Annotated in this window: 17 protein-coding genes and 1 riboswitch; of the genes, 7 read left to right on the top strand and 10 right to left on the bottom strand. The window is 60.7% G+C overall.

Features of this window, described 5'->3' with window-relative positions; genetic code table 11:
- Positions 1 to 144 precede the first annotated feature (144 nt).
- The 3 genes from JDEN_RS01635 to JDEN_RS01625 all read left to right on the top strand — a co-directional run bounded on the left by JDEN_RS01635 (position 145) and on the right by JDEN_RS01625 (position 4,122).
- Complete coding sequence (locus JDEN_RS01635; protein WP_015770626.1) at positions 145 to 1,122, top strand: bile acid:sodium symporter family protein; 978 nt, start codon at positions 145 to 147, stop codon at positions 1,120 to 1,122.
- A 42-nt stretch (positions 1,123 to 1,164) separates the two neighbouring features.
- Entirely contained in the window at positions 1,165 to 2,271 is a 1,107-nt protein-coding gene (locus tag JDEN_RS12885) for a hypothetical protein (protein WP_049754393.1), read from the top strand.
- 108 nt (positions 2,272 to 2,379) lie between these two features.
- A complete protein-coding gene (locus JDEN_RS01625; RefSeq protein WP_015770624.1) occupies positions 2,380 to 4,122 on the top strand; it encodes a glycoside hydrolase family 64 protein in 1,743 nt (580 codons plus the stop codon).
- Between the two features lie 570 nt (positions 4,123 to 4,692).
- Here the strand turns inward: JDEN_RS01625 and JDEN_RS01620 are convergent.
- Positions 4,693 to 5,211 (bottom strand): class IV adenylate cyclase, encoded by a 519-nt coding sequence (locus tag JDEN_RS01620; protein ID WP_015770623.1) that lies wholly within the window; start codon positions 5,209 to 5,211, stop codon positions 4,693 to 4,695.
- Between the two features lie 93 nt (positions 5,212 to 5,304).
- Between JDEN_RS01620 and JDEN_RS01615 the strand changes: the two genes are divergently transcribed.
- Positions 5,305 to 5,826 (top strand): GrpB family protein, encoded by a 522-nt coding sequence (locus tag JDEN_RS01615; RefSeq protein WP_015770622.1) that lies wholly within the window; start codon positions 5,305 to 5,307, stop codon positions 5,824 to 5,826.
- 58 nt (positions 5,827 to 5,884) lie between these two features.
- On the opposite strand, the gene JDEN_RS01610 is transcribed toward JDEN_RS01615, so the two are convergent.
- The 7 genes from JDEN_RS01610 to JDEN_RS01575 form a co-directional block, all read right to left on the bottom strand.
- Positions 5,885 to 6,391 (bottom strand): DNA-binding domain-containing protein, encoded by a 507-nt coding sequence (locus tag JDEN_RS01610; protein ID WP_015770621.1) that lies wholly within the window; start codon positions 6,389 to 6,391, stop codon positions 5,885 to 5,887.
- A 686-nt stretch (positions 6,392 to 7,077) separates the two neighbouring features.
- Positions 7,078 to 8,106: a CNNM domain-containing protein gene (locus JDEN_RS01600; RefSeq protein ID WP_015770620.1), complete on the bottom strand. Its 1,029-nt coding sequence runs from the start codon at positions 8,104 to 8,106 to the stop codon at positions 7,078 to 7,080.
- A complete protein-coding gene (locus JDEN_RS01595) occupies positions 8,103 to 9,593 on the bottom strand; it encodes a hemolysin family protein (protein ID WP_015770619.1) in 1,491 nt (496 codons plus the stop codon). Before JDEN_RS01595 ends, JDEN_RS01600 begins: the two co-directional genes overlap by 4 nt.
- A gap of 276 nt (positions 9,594 to 9,869) precedes the next feature.
- The gene (locus tag JDEN_RS01590; protein ID WP_015770618.1) at positions 9,870 to 10,178 is read right to left on the bottom strand and encodes a DUF488 domain-containing protein; all 309 of its coding nucleotides are present in this window, start codon (positions 10,176 to 10,178) and stop codon (positions 9,870 to 9,872) included.
- Positions 10,179 to 10,202: 24 nt separating this feature from the next.
- Entirely contained in the window at positions 10,203 to 11,231 is a 1,029-nt protein-coding gene (locus JDEN_RS01585) for an ABC transporter ATP-binding protein (protein ID WP_015770617.1), read from the bottom strand.
- A complete protein-coding gene (locus JDEN_RS01580; protein WP_049754392.1) occupies positions 11,228 to 12,910 on the bottom strand; it encodes an ABC transporter permease in 1,683 nt (560 codons plus the stop codon). The genes JDEN_RS01585 and JDEN_RS01580 overlap by 4 nt, the downstream gene beginning before the upstream one ends.
- Positions 12,903 to 13,994: a thiamine ABC transporter substrate-binding protein gene (locus JDEN_RS01575; RefSeq protein WP_015770615.1), complete on the bottom strand. Its 1,092-nt coding sequence runs from the start codon at positions 13,992 to 13,994 to the stop codon at positions 12,903 to 12,905. Before JDEN_RS01575 ends, JDEN_RS01580 begins: the two co-directional genes overlap by 8 nt.
- Before the next feature lie 44 nt (positions 13,995 to 14,038).
- A riboswitch (TPP riboswitch) is annotated at positions 14,039 to 14,142 on the bottom strand.
- Between the two features lie 128 nt (positions 14,143 to 14,270).
- On the opposite strand from JDEN_RS01575, the gene JDEN_RS01570 reads away from it, so the two are divergent.
- On the top strand, positions 14,271 to 14,531 hold the full coding sequence (locus tag JDEN_RS01570; protein ID WP_015770614.1) for a DUF4235 domain-containing protein: 261 nt from the start codon (positions 14,271 to 14,273) through the stop codon (positions 14,529 to 14,531).
- A 57-nt stretch (positions 14,532 to 14,588) separates the two neighbouring features.
- Here JDEN_RS01570 and JDEN_RS01565 read toward each other — a convergent pair whose 3' ends face one another.
- Both JDEN_RS01565 and JDEN_RS01560 read right to left on the bottom strand, forming a co-directional pair.
- Positions 14,589 to 15,359, bottom strand: a complete 771-nt coding sequence (locus tag JDEN_RS01565) for a nuclease-related domain-containing protein (RefSeq protein ID WP_015770613.1) — start codon at positions 15,357 to 15,359, stop codon at positions 14,589 to 14,591.
- 75 nt (positions 15,360 to 15,434) lie between these two features.
- Positions 15,435 to 17,570, bottom strand: a complete 2,136-nt coding sequence (locus JDEN_RS01560) for a beta-galactosidase (RefSeq protein ID WP_015770612.1) — start codon at positions 17,568 to 17,570, stop codon at positions 15,435 to 15,437.
- A 223-nt stretch (positions 17,571 to 17,793) separates the two neighbouring features.
- On the opposite strand from JDEN_RS01560, the gene JDEN_RS01555 reads away from it, so the two are divergent.
- Positions 17,794 to 19,116, top strand: coding sequence for an ABC transporter substrate-binding protein (locus tag JDEN_RS01555; RefSeq protein ID WP_015770611.1), 1,323 nt, complete (start codon positions 17,794 to 17,796; stop codon positions 19,114 to 19,116).
- A 107-nt stretch (positions 19,117 to 19,223) separates the two neighbouring features.
- Positions 19,224 to 20,120, top strand: a complete 897-nt coding sequence (locus JDEN_RS01550; protein ID WP_041288025.1) for a carbohydrate ABC transporter permease — start codon at positions 19,224 to 19,226, stop codon at positions 20,118 to 20,120.
- Position 20,121 lies beyond the last annotated feature (1 nt).

Here is a 20,121-nt window from a genome sequence, read left to right as displayed (position 1 = left end):
ATTTTAGGTTAGCCTTTTCTTTTCTTTGGGTGTTGAGGTGCAGATCGCGGGTACACCGTGCTGACAGGTACAGTCAGGGGAGCCCCCACCCCTGCGTGAACACTCCCCCGGTTTCACCCGACCCCCCAAGTGAGATCACGACCGATGCGTTTTGTTCGTTTCCTTGACCCGTTCCTTCTTGCTCTGCTTGGCGCAGTGATCCTGGCGTCCTTCGCGCCCGCACGCGGCGGCGCAGTCCCTCTCCTTGATGCGGTCGTCGCCGTTGTTATTGCGTTGCTGTTCTTCCTGTACGGGGTGCGGTTGCGCACCGACGAAGCCGTTGCTGCGGTCACCCATTGGCGGTTGCACTCGGTCATTTTTGGGTTCACCTATGTGGTTTTCCCTCTTGTTGGGTTGGCGTTGCTGGCACTTCCTGAGTCAGTGCTCCCCCGCGATCTCACTCATGGGCTGGTGTTCCTCACGCTGTTGCCATCCACCGTGCAGGCTTCCATTGCGTTTGTGTCCATTGCACGGGGCAACATTGCGGGCGCCATTGTTGCAGCGTCCGCGTCCAACCTGCTCGGAGTGATCCTCACTCCGGTACTCGTTGCCCTACTTTTGGGGTCGTATGCGGGGGTTGATGCTGGGGCGATTGTGCGCATCGGCGGTCAGATTCTTGCCCCGTTTATCCTCGGGCAGATCGCCCGACGCTGGCTGATCGGGTGGGTGACCCGACACCGGCGGGTCACCCTCTTCACCGACCGTTCCGTTGTTGTTCTGGTGGTGTATTCGGCGTTCTCCCAAGGGGTGGTGGCAGGGATCTGGTCGCAGGTGGGAGTGCGCGACATCGTTGTGATGCTTGTTCTGTCAACGGTGATCCTCGCCCTGGTTTTGTTCGCCACCTGGTCCGTGTCTGGGTGGTTCGGGTTCACCCGGGAAGACCGCATCACCATCCTCATGTGCGGGTCAAAAAAGTCGCTGGCGACCGGCGTCCCCATTGCCACAGTTCTGTTCCCGGCCGCAACCTTGGGGTTCATCATGTTGCCGGTGATGATCTTCCACCAACTGCAACTGGTTGTGTGCTCCATCATCGCTACCCGCATGGGGCGCAAAGCCGACCCCATCAGCGTCCAAGTGCCATAAAAAACAGTTGCGCGTCAGCGTTCGTGCGGTCACAGTGACACCATGACCACACCACCAGGAACCGTTGTGTACACGCTCACGAACTGGGCTGATACCACACACCCCGATCATGGCCTGCTGCGCGCAGGCGTTGAACTGTCGCACCGTGAGGCGGAGGCTTTCCACGGACACCCGGACTTTTCTGAACCGTTTGAGGGCATTTTCGCTGAGGCTTGTCGCGGCGAGTATTACGACCGTGATTTTGTGGTTCTTCGTGACGATGCGCCCGATGGTGAAGTGCGCGGGTTCCTGCAGGTCCTGTACCCCCTGTCTGATAACACTCACCTGGGGTTTGTGTGGAGCGAAGCGCAGGGGCGGGACACCGACCTCACGGTGGCGCTGTTAGCTGAGGCGGAACGGTTAGCGGCAGCGCGGGGGCGCACATCGATCATGGAGTGGACTGACCACCGGGAAGCGGCTGACGGCGAGCCGGTTCTTGACGCTGCAACGGGCGCTGGTCGTATTAACCCCACAGATTCGTTAGCGGCCGCCTATCTTGCCTGCGGGTGGGAATTAGAACAGACAGAGCGCCACTCGATTCTGCCGCTCCCGGTGGACCAAGAGATGTTGGACCGGTTCGCGGCGCAGTCGCGTGCGGTGGCGCACCCGGCCTATGAGTTGGTGTCGTGGGTGGATCGCACCCCAGATGAGTTGTTGGCTGGGCATGCCCGTCTTAATCAGGCCATGAGCACTGATGTTCCTCACGGTGAACTCGACATGGAAGAAACCGTGCACACCCCTGAGCGGGTGCGGTACAACGAGGACACGTTGGCGGCAGCAAACAAGGGGTACCTTGCGGTGGCGGCGCGGCATTGCGAGTCCGGTGAGATTGTGGGCTTCACTCGGGTTGATTACCCGCATGTGTGGCCTGAGGCGGTTTTTCAGGCAGCGACCCTCGTGCTTGATGGGCACCGGGGCCACCGGTTAGGGATGTGGATGAAAGCGGACTTGCTCACTCGGCTGCGCGAGTTGCGGCCCGATGCGCGCAGGCTCCACACATGGAATGCCTCAGAAAACGACCACATGCTCTCCATCAACGTGGCTTTAGGGTTTGAGGTTCGTACCGTTGTTGCGGCGTGGCAAAAGAAACTCACCCCCATTCATACGTGAGTTTTGTGGGGAGGTGTCCCCGTCCCCATCGTGTTTGTTAGGACGGCGGCGTTATCTCCTCGTAATGTTGGCGGCACCCACCCCTTCCTCCACAACAAAGGGAACCCCATGCGATCACTCGCACGTTGGGTGGCAGCCGCCGCCACAACATCACTGGCACTAGCCGGGGTCACCGGCGCTGCGCTCCCCGCGCACGCCGCTGGCCCTGACCTGCTGCCCCTGACCATCGACAACACCAGCGGACTCACTGAGGACGTGTACCTCTACGTCCTTGGCACAGACCTACAAACCGGGAAACTCGGCTGGGTCGACTCTGCTGGAACGTTCCACCCGTGGCCGGCGGGAAGTAACCCACCAGCCCCCGCACCCGATGTAGCAATCAAGGGCGCATCGACAGGCGGACACACCACCCTCACAGTCCCCCGCGGGTTCTCCGGGCGTGTGTACTTCTCCTTCGGAGACAAACTCCCCTTCGCCCTCACCCAAGACGGGCTCGTCCAACCCGCACCCTGGGCGCCCGGGGACCCCACCGAGAACATCTTGTTCGACTGGACCGAGTTCACGTACAACGACGCTGGACTGTGGATCAACAGCTCCCAAGTGGACATGTTCGCCCTCCCCCACGCCGTCTCCGTCACCGGGGCTGACGGGCGCACCGCCACCACCGGACAAGTCAAACCCGGTGGACGGCAAGCCGTCATCGATGCGCTGTCAGGACACCCCGACTGGGCTGGATCAGTGATCACCCGTGACGACGGCACCGTCCTGCGTGTCCTTGCCCCCGGCAAAGCAGCCGGGGTTGGTCTCATGAGCCCCACCTACCTCGACGGGTATATTGCGTCCGCGTGGGACGCGTACGCCACCCGGGACCTGACCGTCACCCCCTTCAGCGATCAACCCGACGTCACGTTCACCGGCCGCACCCACGGATCAACGATGCGCTTCACCGACTCCACGGGTGCAACCGTCGCCCAGTTTGACCGGCCCTCCAGCGCGGACGTGTGGGGATGCGATGGGGCACTACACGCCCCCAATGACCGGGTGGTTGGGCCTATCGCGCGCACGCTGTGCGCGGCGTTGACCCGAGGCACGCTGGGAACGTCCACGGTGGAACCAGTCACTGACGCATCGGCTTTCTACACAGGTGACCCAGTCAACCTGTACGGCAAAGCAGTCCACGACGCCATGGTGGATGGGCGGGCGTACGCGTTCGCTTTTGACGACGTGGGGGCGTTTGAGTCGCTTGTCCACAGCGGTGACCCCACAGGTGCGCGGATTAGTTTGACCGCGCTCACCGGCAGCGAGTCCAGTGGATCTGGTGACGGTGACGCTAGCGGTTCGGACGGGTCTGACGATGCAGGGAACAGCGGCGGCGACACCGGCGGTTCCAGCGGCGGCAGTACCGGGGACGGGTCTGACGACGGTTCCGGCGATAACACTGGGAAGGTTGCGTTGCGGAGCGTGTTCAACGACAAATGCGTCACCGTCCCCATGGTGCCGGGCAGCGCTGGCGCACCTGGGTTAGCGTTCAACGACGGTCAACGCGTCCACATGTGGGACTGCGCCAACGGGGCAGGAAAAGTGTGGGAATTCACGGACGGAACAGTGCGCACCACCAACAACATGTGCCTCGATGTGGCTTGGGGTTCCACCGCAAACGGTGCCCCCGTCCAGATTGCGCACTGCTCAGGAAACGCAGCCCAACAATGGGTGCTCTCCGACGCAGGTGACCTTGTCAACCCACAAGCCAACAAATGCGTGGACATTGTGGACCGCAACCAAAGCAACGGCGCCGCACTCCAACTGTGGGAATGCTCCGGTGAACCCCACCAAAAATGGGTGACCAACTAACCCAGCAGAACTCGTTGACGTGCCAGGTGCTCTGCGGTGACGACACCAACCGGCCACTACACGCCGGTGACCACCGCTCCTCCACGGGCCCCTGCCACACAACGGAGGTCTGCTTTACCACGGCGGGTCTGCCTCACGGCGAGTGAGGCGGGCCCGCCGGCCCACCAGCCCTCGTTGATTGAAGCGACGGATTAGCCTCAACGTTAGCTGACCAGGTGCCACAACTTTTGAGCAACCCCGTAGCACGTACTCAATCGGCCAGGCCCAGATCTGCCGTCAACTTATTGTTTGAGACAGTCTGAAGCCGCCTACCCCGGTGTGCTTCCACATCACGCAAACCCACCGGCCACTAACAGGGGCTTGGGACCTCATTCAACGACCTCGTCGTCAATGAAGGCTTCAACTGCTTTTGCTCGAACTTGCCATGGTTCGTAAGTTTCCCCACCTGTCAGTTTCCGAAGTCCTCAGCACTTCTGTCCATAGTCCATAGCACTGCCGCCCGCAAGAGGAACCCCTACTGGGACGGATTTCCCCCGGTCGTGAGTTTTTCTCAGGAGCCGCTTACTGCGCTTAATTGATTTTGGTTTCGTGCAGGTCCAGATACGCACCCGTCACTAGCGCGCTTTCCTCAATTCCGAATGCTTCAACGAGCCGGTGTGCTTCCGAAATTGCTGCCTCAGAGTCCATTTTGTCGCCCACGGTCACTTCCAGTTCCACGAACTCGCCCAGTCCTTCAACGCGATCGAGGTGCACCCTGGCCTGACCGATCTGAAACACCATTCGGTGCTTCCGAACCCGTCCGGCCTCGCCGTAGGCGAGGGCCAAGACCGATCGCAACCCCTCGGGGTCGGCTGTCTCCGAATGGATGTAGAAGGATGTTTTGGGACCGAGCTGATCTGCCCTGCGATAGAAGATCAGTACACCGTGTCGGTCGTCAAGGACCCGGAGCTTGAGCCTGCCATTGGGGCAAACGAAAAAGGTATCGTCTTGGGCAACATGCTCTGGCCCTGCATCTGCCAAAGACGCGACAACCGGAATCAGGGTCTTGAGGCTGGCCACGCGGGCTTTGATTTCGATATTCGTCGGCATGAATCCACTAAACCACGTCGTTATCGTCGAGTGCCCATCAGGGACTGCCCGTAGGTCGAACCTTGAGCGGGAAATTTGGGTGAGAATTGGATCATGACAAATGAGTGGTTTGATAAGCCTGGTGGGGAGCCAGTGGAACTAAAGGAAGCTGATCCACTGTGGCCATTGGTAGCGGCTGAATGGTCTAACCGAATCCAATCGGCCATCGTTCCCACGGTTGCGCGAATAGAACATGTAGGGTCAACATCGATCCCTGACCTGATCGCCAAGCCCGTACTTGACCTACAAGTATCTGTGCCAGATATAAACGATGAATCGGCCTATCGTCCTGGACTTGAATCGTTAGGTCTCGTGCTTCGGCAACGCGAACCCGACCACCGATTCTTTCGCCCACCAGCCGGTGAACCTCGCGTCGTGCACATACACGTCTGCGAAGAAGGATCAGCTTGGGAACACGACGTGTTGCGTTTCCGCGAAAAGCTTCGAGCCGATCCGAATCTTGCCGCCGAATACGCCACGCTTAAGTCCGGTCTCGCTGACCGCTACAGCACTGACCGGCTCTCCTACAACAACGGAAAAGCTCAATTTATCTCGCGCGTCATTGCGGGTGAGTAGTTTCTGCGAAGATTTTGGCTCTAGATAAGTGTCCGCGCAGGTCATTTGATCTGTACGTTCAATATGTCCCGTAAGACGGTGCTGCTTCGCTACCTTCTCGACCCACGGTCTCAGTCCGGGGATCCAGCGTCGCGATGCGACGCCGAACCGCATTCCGGGAGGGGATAGGAAGTCCACGAAGGCGACACGTCCGAGTGATCTCGCGGTGAACGGCAGCTACCGATTTTCGTTGCCGTGTCAGATAGTGCTTGCGGATCAACTCACGGACAAGGGCCTCGACTTCAAGAGATAACCGTGTCCCTCCGCGACCGCCACTGGAGGTGCCAGGGACCAGATCCGAAACCGCCCCTTGACCATCGCGCCATAGTCGGACTAAAAAGTAGACTCGTCCCCGTGAAATTCCCAATTGCTCGGCCGCTTTGTCCACGGCGAAGCCTCCCATGCCGGACTCAGCGAGAGGCCCGATAACCGCAGCTCGCTCGACGGCGAGCTCCCACGCCGCATCGGGGACGGTTAACAGACCACGCCCGGAAATTCGGTCATCCTTGACCGGCTCTTTGTCCACACCTCTATGGGACAACACGTCGGGTCGTGCGCACAAGTAGTGACATGTAAACGATCCATAGTCCTGCGAACAACTCTCTGAACAACGCGATCATCTGTGCTGACGACTTCGGACTCTGACACCACCCGAAACGTCAACGACAGGATACCCATGGCGTTCAAGGAGTCGGTCCAAGGCCGCGAGGCGTTGCTTCCTACGGCGCCGCATGCGCCGGACCCGGCGAGCGACCCCGGCTGTTTCTTTCCGGCTCTTTGGTGTCTTGTTTGTTGTCGGGTCCATTCCCCCGTCGTGCCGGAAACTGACACTTTGGAGGATCTTGACGGGCATGTTGTCATCATTGAATTCGACACAGGCGATTCCCACTGACCGGTCACCAACGTCGAACCCTAACCGGTAGGTGTGGCCTTCTGGAAGTGGGTAGCGCGCAACCAATGGGCGTGTTTGTTTTGCATTGTCACAACGATTCTCTTTCGACGGTAAACGTAAGGATCGCAGTTTATCGTGACCGCTATCACATTTCAAGAATCACGTGGGATGATTCCCGTATCACACAACATGTAGACATTTAAACAATAAAACAAACAACATCTTGGATAAAACGAGAGGCCCTGCCGTTGAGCATTTTCAACGACAGGGCCTCAACTTCCTTCGAACCCCCACCCCACCATCTCGTGGGTCACACGCTTTTACACGCTGGCGCCGGGTAATACCTTCTTCAACACGTCTGACATGGTGATGACACCAATGAGTTGTTGTCCGTCGCGAACAACAACAATTTGTTCGCTTTCTTTGCGCATGCGGGTGAGCGCTTCGTGGACGAGGGTGTCAGCGGGCAGGATCAATGCGGGCCGAGTCATGGTGTCTATCGGTGTGTCTGGTTGTTCCAGGAGGGTGTCACGGACGTGGATAACCTGCACTTCACCATCCGTTGAGGTGACTTGACCTGCCTCAACACCCACAAGGATGCGCATGTGACCGGACCGGTCGGCGGCAGCTTGCACGTCCTTCACCAGCGCCCCAGCGGGGACTGAGGTGGGGGTGGTGTCGCGGCGCACCAGCGCATCGACACGCATGGTTTCTAAATCAATGGCACCCGCCAAGGGGCTGCGTACTGATTCCTCAATGGCACCCACCTCAGCGGAGTGTTCGACCAGGTGACGCATGGTCGCCACGTCGTAACCGCCGGCTGCTGCCCGGTCTACTGGTTCCACACCGGACGCGGCGACAAGCCGGTTGGCCATGAAGTTAATCCACAACAGCAATGGCCGGAAAAGAGCGATAAAACCGCGCGCTGGAATGGCTACTGCTTTTGATGCCATTTCGGGGTGTGCAATAGCCCATGATTTCGGGGCCATTTCTCCGACAACAAGGTGAAGGAATGTCACGAATAATAGTGACAAAGCAAACGAGGCAACACCTGCTGTTGCTTCGGGGATTCCCCAGGACACGAAAATGGGGCCTAACCAGTAATCGATCGCTGGTTTTGTCACTGCCCCAAGCGCGAACGTACAAATGGTGATTCCTAGCTGTGCACCAGCCAGCATCACGGTCAGCTCATTCATGGAACGCAACGCTGCACGCGCGTGACGGGACTCGGCTGCTTCCTCCTCCAGCCGGTGGCGTCGTGCACCAAGGAGAGCAAACTCGATGATGACAAAGAACGCGGACGCCACAATGAGCGCCACGGTGATCGCTGTGACTATCAAAGGGTTCATCGTGCGTCCTCACCATCGTTGGTTGTCTCCGCTGGTGTCGTGGCACTGACCACCGTGTCACGGCTCGCGGGTGTAGGGACACTTCCCGCACTCCCCGCGCTGCGGGCGCTTCCCGCTCTATTCGCGTCCCGTTCCCCGGTGACTTCTTCTTCTCGTAATGACACGCGTACCACGGCGGGTACGTGGCGTTCAACGGCGAGGATGTGCACGTCGAGGTAGCGGTCGATGGGTACGTCAAGGATGGAGTCGGCGGGGTCATCAGGAACATCAATGGTGATGACGTCGCCTTCGTCGGGTAGTGCACCGTGTTCGGCGATGATGAGCCCGGCAATGGTTTCGTAGTCGCCTTCTGGTAGGTCGTGCCCGATGGCGCGTTCGGCTTCGTCGACGTGGACGTCACCGCTCATACGCCACATGCCAAGGCCTTCCGCGACAACGTATTCGGTGATTTCGTTGTCGTGTTCGTCGGTGATCTCTCCAACGATTTCTTCAGCAAGGTCTTCGAGGGTGAGGATTCCGGCGAACCCTCCGTACTCGTCGACCACGCAGGCCAGTTGGTTTTTGGTGTGCGCCATCTCAGTTAAGGCGTCTGGCAGGGACATGAGCGTGGGAACGACGGTGGGTTCACGCATGACATCCACAACTTGTGCGTTATCTGGGGCGCGCAGGACATCAATGAGTTGGATGATTCCTACGGGTTCGTCATTGTCGCCAATGACTGGGTAGCGGGTGTGTTCGCGGGCCATGAGTTCGCGGACTTCAGCGATTGTCATGGTGGGTTCGACTACACCGACACGGCCGCGAGGGACCATGGCGTGTTCGACGTCTTCGGTGGGGAAATCAAGAATCCGGTCAATAATCACTGATAAGTCTGCTGGTAGGTCCCCTGATTCGCGGGAGTCCGCAACAATGTGTTCCAGGTCAGCGGTTGTGGCAGACGAATCAACGTCATGGACTGGTTCAATGCGCAACAGTTTGAGTAGCCCGTTCGCGGCATGGTCAAACACGGTAATCAACCACCCGAACACCGCTAAGTAAATAACGGTGGGGCGGGCCAGTGCGCGTGCCAGCGGCTCCGGGTTCGCGATTGCCAGGTTCTTGGGGTAAAGCTCACCAAAAATCATTTGCACCACCGTGGACACTGCGAGCGCGAGGATGGTTCCGACGGTGATGGAGACGGTGGTGGGGATTCCGGTGTCGCCGAGGAGTCCGGCGAGGGCTTGTCCGACGAGGGGTTCGGCGACGAATCCGACGAGGAGGCCGGTGACGGTGATGCCGAGTTGTGCGCCGGAGAGCATGAAGGAGGTGCGTTTGGTGACGGTGAGGGCGCGTTGTGCGGTGGTGTCTCCGGCTGTGGCTTGGGCGCCGAGGCGGGAGCGGTCGACGGACATGTAGGCGAATTCTTGGGCGACGAAGAATCCGTTGGCGGCGATGATGATCGCGATGACGAGGAGTCCGAGGAGGAGGGTGAGGATGTCGGTGAGCATTATGAACCGACCTGTGGGGGTGTGGGGTGGGGTTGATGGGAGGGTTCGTCGGGGGCGCTATAGTCGCCGTCTTCGGTGGGGTTCATGTGGGTGTGGGTTGTGCCTTCTCACCTGTGTGGGTGGGTTGGTGGTGTGGTTCTTTGGTTATAACGGTGATTGTAACGAGATGGTTCCTGGTGTGCTGGGTGGTGGGTTATTGGGTTGCGGGGTAGGTGAGGGTGGTGCCGTTGGTGTGGGCGAAGTCGGTGAGGGTGGCGTTGCGGGTGGTGGTGGGGTTCATGATGTGGCGGACGGTGTGGCCATGTGGTCGGCGTAGTGGTTGAAGGAGGCGACGCGCCATGCGGTGTTGGGGGTGGGGGTGTCTTTGGGGGTGTAGCGTCTGCCGCCGAGGTTTTTGATCCAGGTGTAGGTGATGTCGGTGGGGAGTTGGGTGGGGAGGGTGTCGTGGTTCCATTGGGGGTTGCGGCGTGATGCGGGGTAGGAGCGGACGTCGATGAGGGCGGTGACGTTGTTGTTGCGGAGCATGGTGACGACGGTGTCGATGCTGTGGGTGGAGTGGCCGAGGGTGTAGATGGTGTGGGGCATGGGTGGGGTCCTTTCGTTGCCCATCTACTGTGCCAGGGGTTGTGGTGGTGTGCAGGGTGGGGGTTGGTGGGGTGTGAGGGTGACGGTGTCGCCGGGTTGGGGGTCGAGGGTGGGTGTGATGTGGCAGGTGAGGGTTCCGATGGTGGGGATGGTGACGCGGGCCATGGGGTGGCCTTGGCGGAAGAGTCGGTCGGTGAGGGTGCCGGTGAGGGTGGTGTTGGGGGTGGGGGTTTGTGTGGGTGGTGTGGGTGTGGTTGTGGGTGGGTTGATGGCGGTGATGGTGTGGTGGCCGGGGGCGTATCCGGTGAAGGGGGTGTCGGTGAGGATGGCTTCGTAGCCGAGGAATTCGGCGATGTGGCGGTTGGCGGGGGCGCGCCAGAGTTTTTCGGGGGTGTCGATTTGGGGGATGGTGCCGTTGCGCATGATGGCGACGCGGTCGCAGATGGTGAAGGCTTCGTCTTGGTCGTGGGTGACGAAGATGGCGGTGGTGTTGGTGGTGCGCAGGATGGTGCGGAGGTCGGTGGCGAGTCGTTCGCGGAGTTCTTTGTCGAGGGCGGAGAGGGGTTCGTCGAGGAGGAGGAGTGTGGGGTGTGGGGCGAGGGCTCGGGCGAGGGCGACGCGTTGGCGTTCGCCTCCGGACATGGTGGTGATGTCGCGGGTGTTGTAGCCGGTGAGTCCGACGAGGGTGAGGAGTTCGTTGACTCGGGTGTTGCGTTGTTGGCGGGTGGGGCGGGTTGTGCGGGGGGTGTGGGTGGTGAGGCCGTAGGCGATGTTGGCGGCGACGTTTTTGTGGGGGAAGAGTTGGCCGTCTTGGAACATGAGGCCGAAGTTGCGTTTGTGGACGGGCACGGTGTTCATGGGGGTGTTGTTGTAGGTGATGCGCCCGTGGGTGGGGTGTTCGAGTCCGGCGATGGCGCGTAGGAGGGTGGATTTTCCGCAGCCGGAGGGGCCGAGGAGGCCGAGGATTTCGCCGTCGGGGACGGTGAGGGTGATGTTGTTGACGGCGGTGTAGGTGCCGTAGGTGACGGTGAGGTCTTCGAGGGTGAGGGTCATGTGAGTGTTCCTGTGGTGGGGGTTCGCCACCGTTCGGCGATCATCATGATGGTGGCGGTGAGGAGCGCGAGGATGAGTGATGCGGCCAGGGCCATGCCGTAGTTGTCGGCTCCGGGTTTGGAGATGAGTCGGAAGATGACGATGGGGAGGGTGGCGGTGTCGGGGCGGGCGAGGAATGCGGTGGCTCCGAATTCGCCGAGGGATACGGCGAAGGCCATGCCGGTGGCGAGGGCGAGGGCTCGGGCGGCGATGGGCCAGTCGATGGTGGTGGCGATTTTCCATCCGGGTGCGCCGAGGGTTGCGGCGGCGTGGTGTTGGTTGGGGTCGATTGCGCGGAGGACGGGTAGGACGGTGCGTACGACGAGGGGGGTGGCGACGACGGCTTGGGCGATGGGGACGAGGATGCCGTTGGTGCGCAGGTCGATGGGCAGGCCAAGGGGCTGGTTGAGGGTGATGAGGAACCCGAATCCGACGGTGACTGCGGACACTCCGAGGGGGAGCATGAACAGGGCGTCCAGGGTGGTGATGGCGCGTTTACCGGTGGGGGTGGTGGGGCGTCGGGAGGCGACGTAGGCGACGAGCCCGCCGATGATGAGTGCGGTGAGGGTGGCGTAGAACGCGATAATGAGGGAGTTGGTGAGGGCGTCGAACACGGTGACGTTGAGGGTGTTGTTGTCGCCTCGGGTGGTGAGCGCGGTGAAGTTGGTCAGTGTCCAGTTGCCGTTAGCGTCTCGGAATGCGGCGGTGGTGAGGTTGAGTAGGGGCCAGGCGAGGAGCCCGGTTGTGGTGGTCAGGGTGATGAGGGTGGGGAACCAGTCGCGCCGCCAGGTGAGGGGGCGTCCGGTTATGGTGGCGGTGAGGAGGGTGAGGGCGCGTTCTTGGCGGGTTCGGGCGGTCGCGGAGATCCACAGGGCGGTGGCGATGACGAGGAGTTGGAGGACGGAGAGGACTGCTGCGGTGCGTAGGTCAAGGAATTGGACGGTTTGCACCCAGATTTCGGTTTCGATGGTTCCGTAGCCTTGCCCGCCGAGGACCATGACTGTGCCGAATGCGGTGGCGCAGAAGAGGAAGACAACTGCTCCTGCGGATGTGATGGCTGGCATGAGTTGGGGGACGGTCACTGTCCACCAGGCGCGGTTGCGTGATGCGCCGAGTGCGCGGGCCGCTTCGGCGGTGCGGGGGTCGATTTTTTCCCACATGCTGCCGACGGTGCGGACGACAACGGAGTAGTTGAAGAACACGAGTGCGGCGATGACGGCGGTGAAGGTGCCGTCGATGGCGAGGAAACCGAGGGGCCCGTTGGGGGAAAGCAATGCCCGGAAGGCAACTCCAACGACCACGGTGGGTAGGACGAAGGGGATGGTGACGAGTCCGCGCACGAGGGTGCGGCCGGGGAAGGTGCACCGGTACAGGACGTAGGCGCCGGGGATCCCTAACAGGAGGGCCACCAATGTGCCGACGACGCCTTGGGCGAGGGTGATGCCGAGGAGTCGCCAGGTGCGTGGGGTGGTGAGGACGGTGGTGATACCGCTGAGGTCGAGTGCCCCGTCGGTGAGGAAACCGCGTGCGATGAGTGCGGTGACCGGCCACGCGAAGAACACGGTGAGGAACACGAGGGGCACGACAGCTGCGGCGCCCCACAGGGTGGCGCGCCGCAGCGTGGGTGCGTGGTTAGCCAATGATCTGTGCGCTCCAGTCTTTGATCCAGGTGTCACGCATGCGCGCGATGGTGTCTGGGTCTAGGGAGATTGGGGTGGTGGGGACGGGGGCGAACTGGGCCCACGCATCGGGAAGTTCCACGGTGTCCGCGACGGGGTACATGTACATGGCGTCGGGGATGGTGGTTTGGTAGTCCTCGCTGAGGAGGTAGTCAATGAATGCTTGCGCGCCCTCAGGGTTTGCGGCCCCGTGCAGGACCCCGGCGTATTCGACTTGCCGGAAGCAGGTGTCCAGGAGAGCCGATGTGGTGGTTGCGGACCCGTCGTCGGTGACAGTGAACGCTGGGGATGATGCGTAGGACAACGCAATGGGGCGGTCTCCGTCACCGGTTGCGGTGAAGTCCACGTAGTAGGCGTCTTCCCAACCGTCCACAATTTTAAGGCCGTTGTCTTTGAGTTGGGTCCAGTAGTCTAGGTACCCGTCTTCCCCGTATTTCCCGATTGTGGCGAACAGGAACGACAACCCTGGTGAGGAGGTCGCCGGGTTGGTGACCACGGTGAGGTTGCGGTAGGCGGGGTCGGCTAGGTCGTCCAGGGTTGCTGGGACGTCAAGGGAGTGGTTCTCGAACCAGGTGGGGTCCACGTTGAGGCACACGTCCCCAAAGTCAATGGCCGTTAACGTGTCATCACCAGGAAGGGCCAGGTCACGGCTTGTTTGGGAGGCGACCTCGGAGGTGTAGGGGGCGAACACCTCTTCACTGATGCCACGGGAGGCAAACGTGTTGTCGACACCAAAAACCGCATCGGCAATGGGGGCGTCCTTGGTGAGGATCAGGGAGTTCACTAAGGCTCCCCCGTCACCGTTGGTGACAATGGTGAGGTCGTATCCGCTGGTTTTTTCGAAGTCGGCCTGCTGTTCTTCACTCATCTGGAATGAGTCGTGAACAACGACGGTCACAGTCGAGGGGGTTTCCCCCTGGGCGTTGTCTTCGTTTGAGGACCCTGGCACGCACCCGGCGAGCGCGGCGGTGAGGGTGAGGGCGGTGAGGGTTGTGGTAAGTGGGCGGCGGGTGGCCTGTGTGTGGGTGGCGGTGTGGTGGTTCATGTGTCCTCCTTTAAGGTTCAAGGAGGGGTTCCGTGACGGTGTCACGGCGAGATAGCCCGACTCCCTACGCCGGTATGATCCGGGTCAGGTTCGAGGGTCTGCCGGTGCTGGCACTCTCAGCGCGGTGTGCGCTCCCCTGTCGTACGGGTTCATTGTACGGGCGGTGGGGTTGGGGTGAGGTGTGGTGCACGCCACCTGGGGTTGTGCGGGGGCGTGGGTGGGTGTGATGTGCCACGATGGTTGGTGGTATGTGTTGTCGTTGGTGAGGAGGATGTGATGGCGAAGGATCAGTCGACCACGGAGAAGCTGGTGACGATGGGCTTGTCGTTGGCCGCGGGGTGGGTTGCCCACAAGATTGTGGAGAAGGTGTGGGATAAGGCCACGGGTGGGTTGTCACATGATTTGGATGACGACGATGCGCAGGTTGCGTCGGTGATTACGTTTGCGGCAGTCTCTGCTGTGGTGGCGTCGTTGACTCAGGTGATGGCACGCAAATCGTCGCACAAGGTGGTGGCGCGGTTGTCGCCGAAGAAGTAGTGGCGTGTTCCCCCGCTGGTTGCTCCCGTGTTGGGGTGCTAGCGGGGGTGGGCGTGTTTAGTTGGGTGTGATGAGGTTGGTGATTGTGGTGCTGATCCAGTGACCGAAGCTGGCGACTAGGTCGGGTTGGGTGATGACGAACAGCAGCCCCGCCCCCATGAGGAGTAAGCGGAGGATCCCGGCGAGCTCAGCGCGTGCGCTGGGTTTTTTTGTGCCCTTTTTTTCGCGTCGGGGTAGGGGGTTGGTGCGGGCTTGGGCGCGTGCGGTTGCGGCGTTGAGGAGGGTGACTTCGCGGTCGAAGTCAAGTGTTTCAGCCAGGTGGTAGGCCAGTGTGCGGACCTGTTGGGCGTCCAGTACCGGTGGTTTGGTGGTGAGTGCGGGCAACAGTTGGTCCAGGGTGACCACGTGCACGGTGGTGATGTGTTCACTGATGCCGGTTTGTGCGGCGAGCACGAGGATGGGGTGAATGGGAACAGGTGGGAGGGTGGGGTTGTCCACCCGGACCGCGGTGATCATTGAGTTGATGGCGGCGCCTTGGTCCCGCATTTTCTCCAGCACACTAGCCCGCGAGTTCCCGTTTTGGCGTAGTTCACCGTCTGTTGCGGTGACGGTACCGGACCAGTTTTTTGTGTCGAGGACGAACACGCCCTGTGCGTTGACCACGAGATGGTCGATGTTGGCTTGGGGCCTGCCCGGCCACGGCAGGTCGTGCGCAACAAGGTGTTCTTCGGGGGTTAACAGTCCCATGATGGTGCGGGTAGCTCGCTCTCCTCGCACCCCACGTTCGTTGCGTTCATCTCTGCTCAATCGCCCCGCTGGATTAGACATACAGCAAGTATCGGCGGGTGTGGGTGTGGGGTTGACCCCACGCCCACACCCGCCTGACTAATAAGGCTGTTGCGCCTACTTCACCACCACGACGCTGCCTCGAGCTGGCACCATGATGGTGTCACTCACTGTGCTCACCGCAACGGGTGCGTCGGTTGGTGTGGGGGTGGTGTGAGTGCGGGCAACAACTGGCGGAGTGACGATGCGCCCCCCACGCAGGTCCACCCCCTGCAGTGTTCCGTGCCCTCCAACAGGTGGGAACCCTGCGTCTGTGTCCGTGTGGTTCATTGCTGTCACAAATGTGGCACCGGTGTCGCTGGTGCGCACAACGATCTCAAGGCCGTGCGGCACGTCACGCTCTGGGGTTAACCCTGCATCCTTGTACACGGCATCCAACACGGCACGTAAGCTGTCCCCACACAGCCGAGTTGACACATACCAGGCGACCCCTTGCCCATATTCATGGCGGGTGATCGCTGGTCCGCCAGGGGCGGGACCATCCACGTAGGACGCCACATCTTTGGCACCGTCTAACACAAGGTCGTCAGCCCACACATCGCCAGTCAATGTCAGCCCCGGCGCCAACTGGTCGCCGTGCACTGTCAGCGTTTCCCCTGCCCGCAACGGGAGGAATTCCTCCACCGTCACCCCAAGAACCGGGGCCAACGCCGCTGCCAACCCGCCATGACGCACCGTGTCATTGTCGTCAACAACACCGGTGAAGAACGAGGCAACAAACCTGCCCCCGCCCCGCACATACGCATCAATGTTCGCTGCTGCCGCATCCGTTAACAGGTACGACGCTGGGGCAATCACCAACGCGTATTGGTCCAATGCCGCTTCCGGGTGCACAAAATCAACCGTGAACCGGTCGTGGAATAGCTGTTGGTAAAACGCCACCGTACGTTCGCGGTGGTCGACGTCCACCGAAGGGCGCCATTCGAGGTCTTGGGCCCACATGGATTCCCAGTCCCACAGGATCGCTACCTGCGCGCGGGTTGTCGATGCGGTGATCCCCTGGCTGGTGAGATCTCCAAGGGTGGCTCCAAGGGAGCACACCTCACGGAACACTCGAGTGTTGGTGCCGCCGTGCGGGATCATCGCTGAGTGGAACTTTTCCGCCCCAAAGCGGGCTGCCCGCCACTGGAAGAACATGATGCCGTTTGCGCCGCGCCCCAGGTGGGACAGTGCGTTGCGGGTCATCTCTCCTGGGGCTTTGGCGACGTTGCGTTCCTGCCAGTTCACCGCCGAGGTGGAATGTTCCATAAGTATCCATGGCAGTCCGCGCGCCAATGAGCGGGTGAGGTCTGCGTCCATGGCCAAGGTGATGTGGTTGTTGGGGTCACTAGCTGTTAAGTAGTGGTCATTGGAGATGACGTCGCATTCTTGCGCCCACGCCCACAGATCCATTGCTGGGCATGAGGATGCCATGAAGTTCGTGGTCACTGGGGCGGTGGAGTACTGGCGGATAATATCGCGCTCAGCAATGAAGCATTCCAGCAGCGCATCGGAAGTGAACCGCTGGTAGTCCAGGCGCATGGACGGGTTTGTCACCGTTGCGGACACAGCAGGGGCAGGGATGTGCTCCCACTGTGTGTAGGTTTGCCCCCAAAACGTGGTGCCCCATGCCTCGTTGACCGCGTCCAACGTGGTGTAGCGGCGTTGAAGCCACACCCGCCACGCCGCCACCGAATACTCGTCGTACGAGTCGGACACAGGCGCGCCGTACTCGTTGTGTACGTGCCATAAGGCGACCGCCGGGTGGTCCCCGTACCGTTTCGCTAACGCTTCAGTTATTGACGCGCACGCCTGCCGGTAAGCGGGCGCTGAGGGTGAGGCCATCCCGCGTGACGCGTTGGTCAGCACAGTACCGTCCCTGGTCACGACCCGTGCATCAGGGTTGTTGGCGTAAAACCATGCTGGGGGTGCGGCGGTCGGTGTGGCCAGGTCCACGTGGATCTCATTGGCCCATAGCAGCTCAATCAGTTCATCGAGCCACTCAAAATCGAACCGACCTGGCTCTGGTTCGAGCAATGCCCACGACCAAATCCCAATGGACACCAAGTTGACGCCGGCTTCCCGCATGAGGCGCACATCCTCACGCCACACGTGCCGGGGCCACTGCTCCGGGTTATAGTCGCCACCATAGGTGACCGCTTCCAGACCACGAAGGCCGTAGTCACGGGGCTGGAACTGGGGATCGAAACGCATGGGTGTACTTCTCATTTCTCGCGCGAGGGACGGGACACGACACAACGCTGTGCGCGGTCACAGCCTGAACACTCCTCAATGTACCAGTAAGATAACGGGGGTTGCCAATAGCCGCCTGTATGTGCAACATTATTTCCTGTGACCGGTCACAGCGCGGGAGGAACCACGCACCGACCACCACCACTGACTCACCCCACCCAGGGTCACCGATCAAGGAGGATCAATGCGCGGACTAACAAAAACCGCAGCAGCAGCACTCGCCGTCACACTAGGGGTCACCCTCGCCGCATGCGGCTCCGACGACGACACCACGAACAACTCAGCAAAGCCAGGCGAAAAAGTAGAACTCACCTACTGGACCTGGGCACCCAACATGGAAAAAGTTGTTGACGTGTGGAACGCCGAGAACCCAGACATCCAGGTCACGGTCAACAAGCAAGACGGCGGCGACGCAGCCGTCACCAAGTTCCTCACCGCCATCAAAGCAGGCTCTGGGGCTCCAGACCTCATGCAAGCCGAATACCAAGTCATCCCCACCCTCGTCTCCTCAGACGCACTCGCCGACATTTCCGGCTACATCGATGAGACCACCCGCGAAGAATTCTCCGACGGTGTCTGGAACGCGGTCACACTCGGTAGCGACGCCGTCTACTCCGTGCCCCAAGACTCCGGCCCCATGATGTTCTTCTACCGGGCAGACGTCTTCGAGGACCTTGGCATTGAGGTCCCCACCACCTGGGACGAATACGCTGACGCGGCACGTACCATCAACGAAGCAGACCCCGACGTCTACCTCGGCACGTTCTCCGCCAACGACGCAGGCTGGTTCACCGGCCTTGCCACCCAAGCCGGTGCCTCCTGGTGGTCCATGGACCTGGAAGCACAAGCATGGGGCGTGCACATCGATGAAGAACCCACCCAGAAAGTCGCCAAGTTCTGGGGTGAACTCGTCGAAGAAGGCGTCATCAACAACAAACCCATGTACACCCCCGAATGGAACGCCGCACTCAACAACGGCACCGAGGTCGGCTGGCTCTCCGCCGTGTGGGCACCTGGAGTCCTCGCCGGAAACGCCGGCGACACCGCAGGCAAATGGAAAGTCGCACCCATGCCACAGTGGGACGCCAACGCACCCGCCACCGGCAGCTGGGGTGGATCCTCCACAGCCGTGTCCACCCAAAGTGAGCACCCTGAAGCAGCAGCGAAGTTCGCAACCTGGCTGAACACCAACGAAGACGCCGTTGCCGCAATGGTCAAAGAAGCAGGCATTTACCCAGCCGCGCAAACCGCAGCCCTCAGCGCTCTCAACGAAGCACCTGAGTTCTTCTCCAACCAGCCTGAGTTCTACGATGTTACTGCTGAGGTTGCTCAAACCGCTGCGCCCTTCACCTTCGGACCCAACGTCAACACCGCCTACTCGGCCTACAACGACGAATTTGGGAAAGCCACCGAATCCAAGAAAGCAGCAGACTTCGTCAACGCTGTCACCGCAATCCAGACCATCACCACCGAAGACATGGTGAACGCTGGCTTCACTGTGAAGTAACCAGTCGCTCACCTTCCCCAGTAGGGAGTGGCCAAGCCGTCCCCCTCGGCACGGCCACTCCCTACTCACTTGGACCCTAAGGACCCCTCGTGAAGCGCAACACACCCATGGGGCGCAAAGCAGCCCCCTACCTCTTCCTCGCCCCCGCGATGCTCCTGTTCATCGGGCTCATGGCGCTGCCCATTGTTTACGCCCTCTACCTGTCCTTTCGGTCGGTGAAAGTCTCCGGTCTTGGGCTTGGCTCCGGCGGCCGCACCGAAGTGTGGGCAGGGCTCAGCAACTACACCCGCTCGCTTACTGACCCCGACTTTGTGGACTCCGTGATCCGCGTGTTCACCTACGGGATCATCGTGGTCCCCACCATGCTGGGTCTTGCGCTCCTGTTTGCACTGCTTCTTGACTCCGGGCGCTCACGGGCACGCAACTTCTCCCGCCTCGCGATCTTCCTGCCTTACGCTGTGCCAGCCGTGATTTCCTCACTGCTGTGGGGTTTCCTTTACCTTCCTGCCGTCTCCCCGTTCTACTACCTGTTCAACAAAGGCGACCTTGACGTGCCCTCACTGTTGGGCAACGACCTTGTTATCTTTGCGATCTCCAACATTGCTGTGTGGGGTGGCACCGGGTTCAACATGATCGTCATCTACACTGCGCTACGCGCCATCCCCTCCGAAATGTATGAGGCCGCACGCATCGATGGGGCAACTGAACGCCAAATCGCCACCCGCATCAAAATCCCCATCGTGATCCCCTCACTGATCATGACGTTCGTGTTCTCGTTGATCGCGACCCTTCAAGTGTTCGCAGAACCGACCACGTTGCGTCCGCTATCCAACTCGATTTCCACCACATGGTCCCCGCTCATGAAGGTGTACCGCGACGCGTTCATCCGTGACGACATTTACTCAGCGGCCGCCACCTCCATCATCATCGCTGCCGCGACCTTCATCCTCAGCTTTGGTTTCCTGCGCCTGGTAGGTAACCGTGCGTTTAACCAGGAGAACTGAC

This window comes from Jonesia denitrificans DSM 20603, from assembly GCF_000024065.1.
In the GTDB taxonomy this organism is placed as follows: domain Bacteria; phylum Actinomycetota; class Actinomycetes; order Actinomycetales; family Cellulomonadaceae; genus Jonesia; species Jonesia denitrificans.
Note: the sequence above shows the minus strand (reverse complement) of the source record. Positions and strands in the feature narration are given on the sequence as shown.

Bases quoted from the DNA above. Each gene is read 5' to 3' on its own strand.
- JDEN_RS01615 (WP_015770622.1), top strand. From the start codon at position 5,305: ATGACAAATGAGTGGTTTGATAAGCCTGGTGGGGAGCCAGTGGAACTA.
- JDEN_RS01595 (WP_015770619.1), bottom strand. From the start codon at position 9,593: ATGCTCACCGACATCCTCACCCTCCTCCTCGGACTCCTCGTCATCGCG.
- JDEN_RS01555 (WP_015770611.1), top strand. From the start codon at position 17,794: ATGCGCGGACTAACAAAAACCGCAGCAGCAGCACTCGCCGTCACACTA.
- JDEN_RS01575 (WP_015770615.1), bottom strand. From the start codon at position 13,994: ATGAACCACCACACCGCCACCCACACACAGGCCACCCGCCGCCCACTT.
- JDEN_RS01590 (WP_015770618.1), bottom strand. From the start codon at position 10,178: ATGCCCCACACCATCTACACCCTCGGCCACTCCACCCACAGCATCGAC.
- JDEN_RS01550 (WP_041288025.1), top strand. From the start codon at position 19,224: ATGGGGCGCAAAGCAGCCCCCTACCTCTTCCTCGCCCCCGCGATGCTC.
- JDEN_RS01625 (WP_015770624.1), top strand. From the start codon at position 2,380: ATGCGATCACTCGCACGTTGGGTGGCAGCCGCCGCCACAACATCACTG.
- JDEN_RS01635 (WP_015770626.1), top strand. From the start codon at position 145: ATGCGTTTTGTTCGTTTCCTTGACCCGTTCCTTCTTGCTCTGCTTGGC.
- JDEN_RS01585 (WP_015770617.1), bottom strand. From the start codon at position 11,231: ATGACCCTCACCCTCGAAGACCTCACCGTCACCTACGGCACCTACACC.
- JDEN_RS01600 (WP_015770620.1), bottom strand. From the start codon at position 8,106: ATGAACCCTTTGATAGTCACAGCGATCACCGTGGCGCTCATTGTGGCG.
- JDEN_RS12885 (WP_049754393.1), top strand. From the start codon at position 1,165: ATGACCACACCACCAGGAACCGTTGTGTACACGCTCACGAACTGGGCT.
- JDEN_RS01570 (WP_015770614.1), top strand. From the start codon at position 14,271: ATGGCGAAGGATCAGTCGACCACGGAGAAGCTGGTGACGATGGGCTTG.
- JDEN_RS01565 (WP_015770613.1), bottom strand. From the start codon at position 15,359: ATGTCTAATCCAGCGGGGCGATTGAGCAGAGATGAACGCAACGAACGT.
- JDEN_RS01620 (WP_015770623.1), bottom strand. From the start codon at position 5,211: ATGCCGACGAATATCGAAATCAAAGCCCGCGTGGCCAGCCTCAAGACC.
- JDEN_RS01560 (WP_015770612.1), bottom strand. From the start codon at position 17,570: ATGCGTTTCGATCCCCAGTTCCAGCCCCGTGACTACGGCCTTCGTGGT.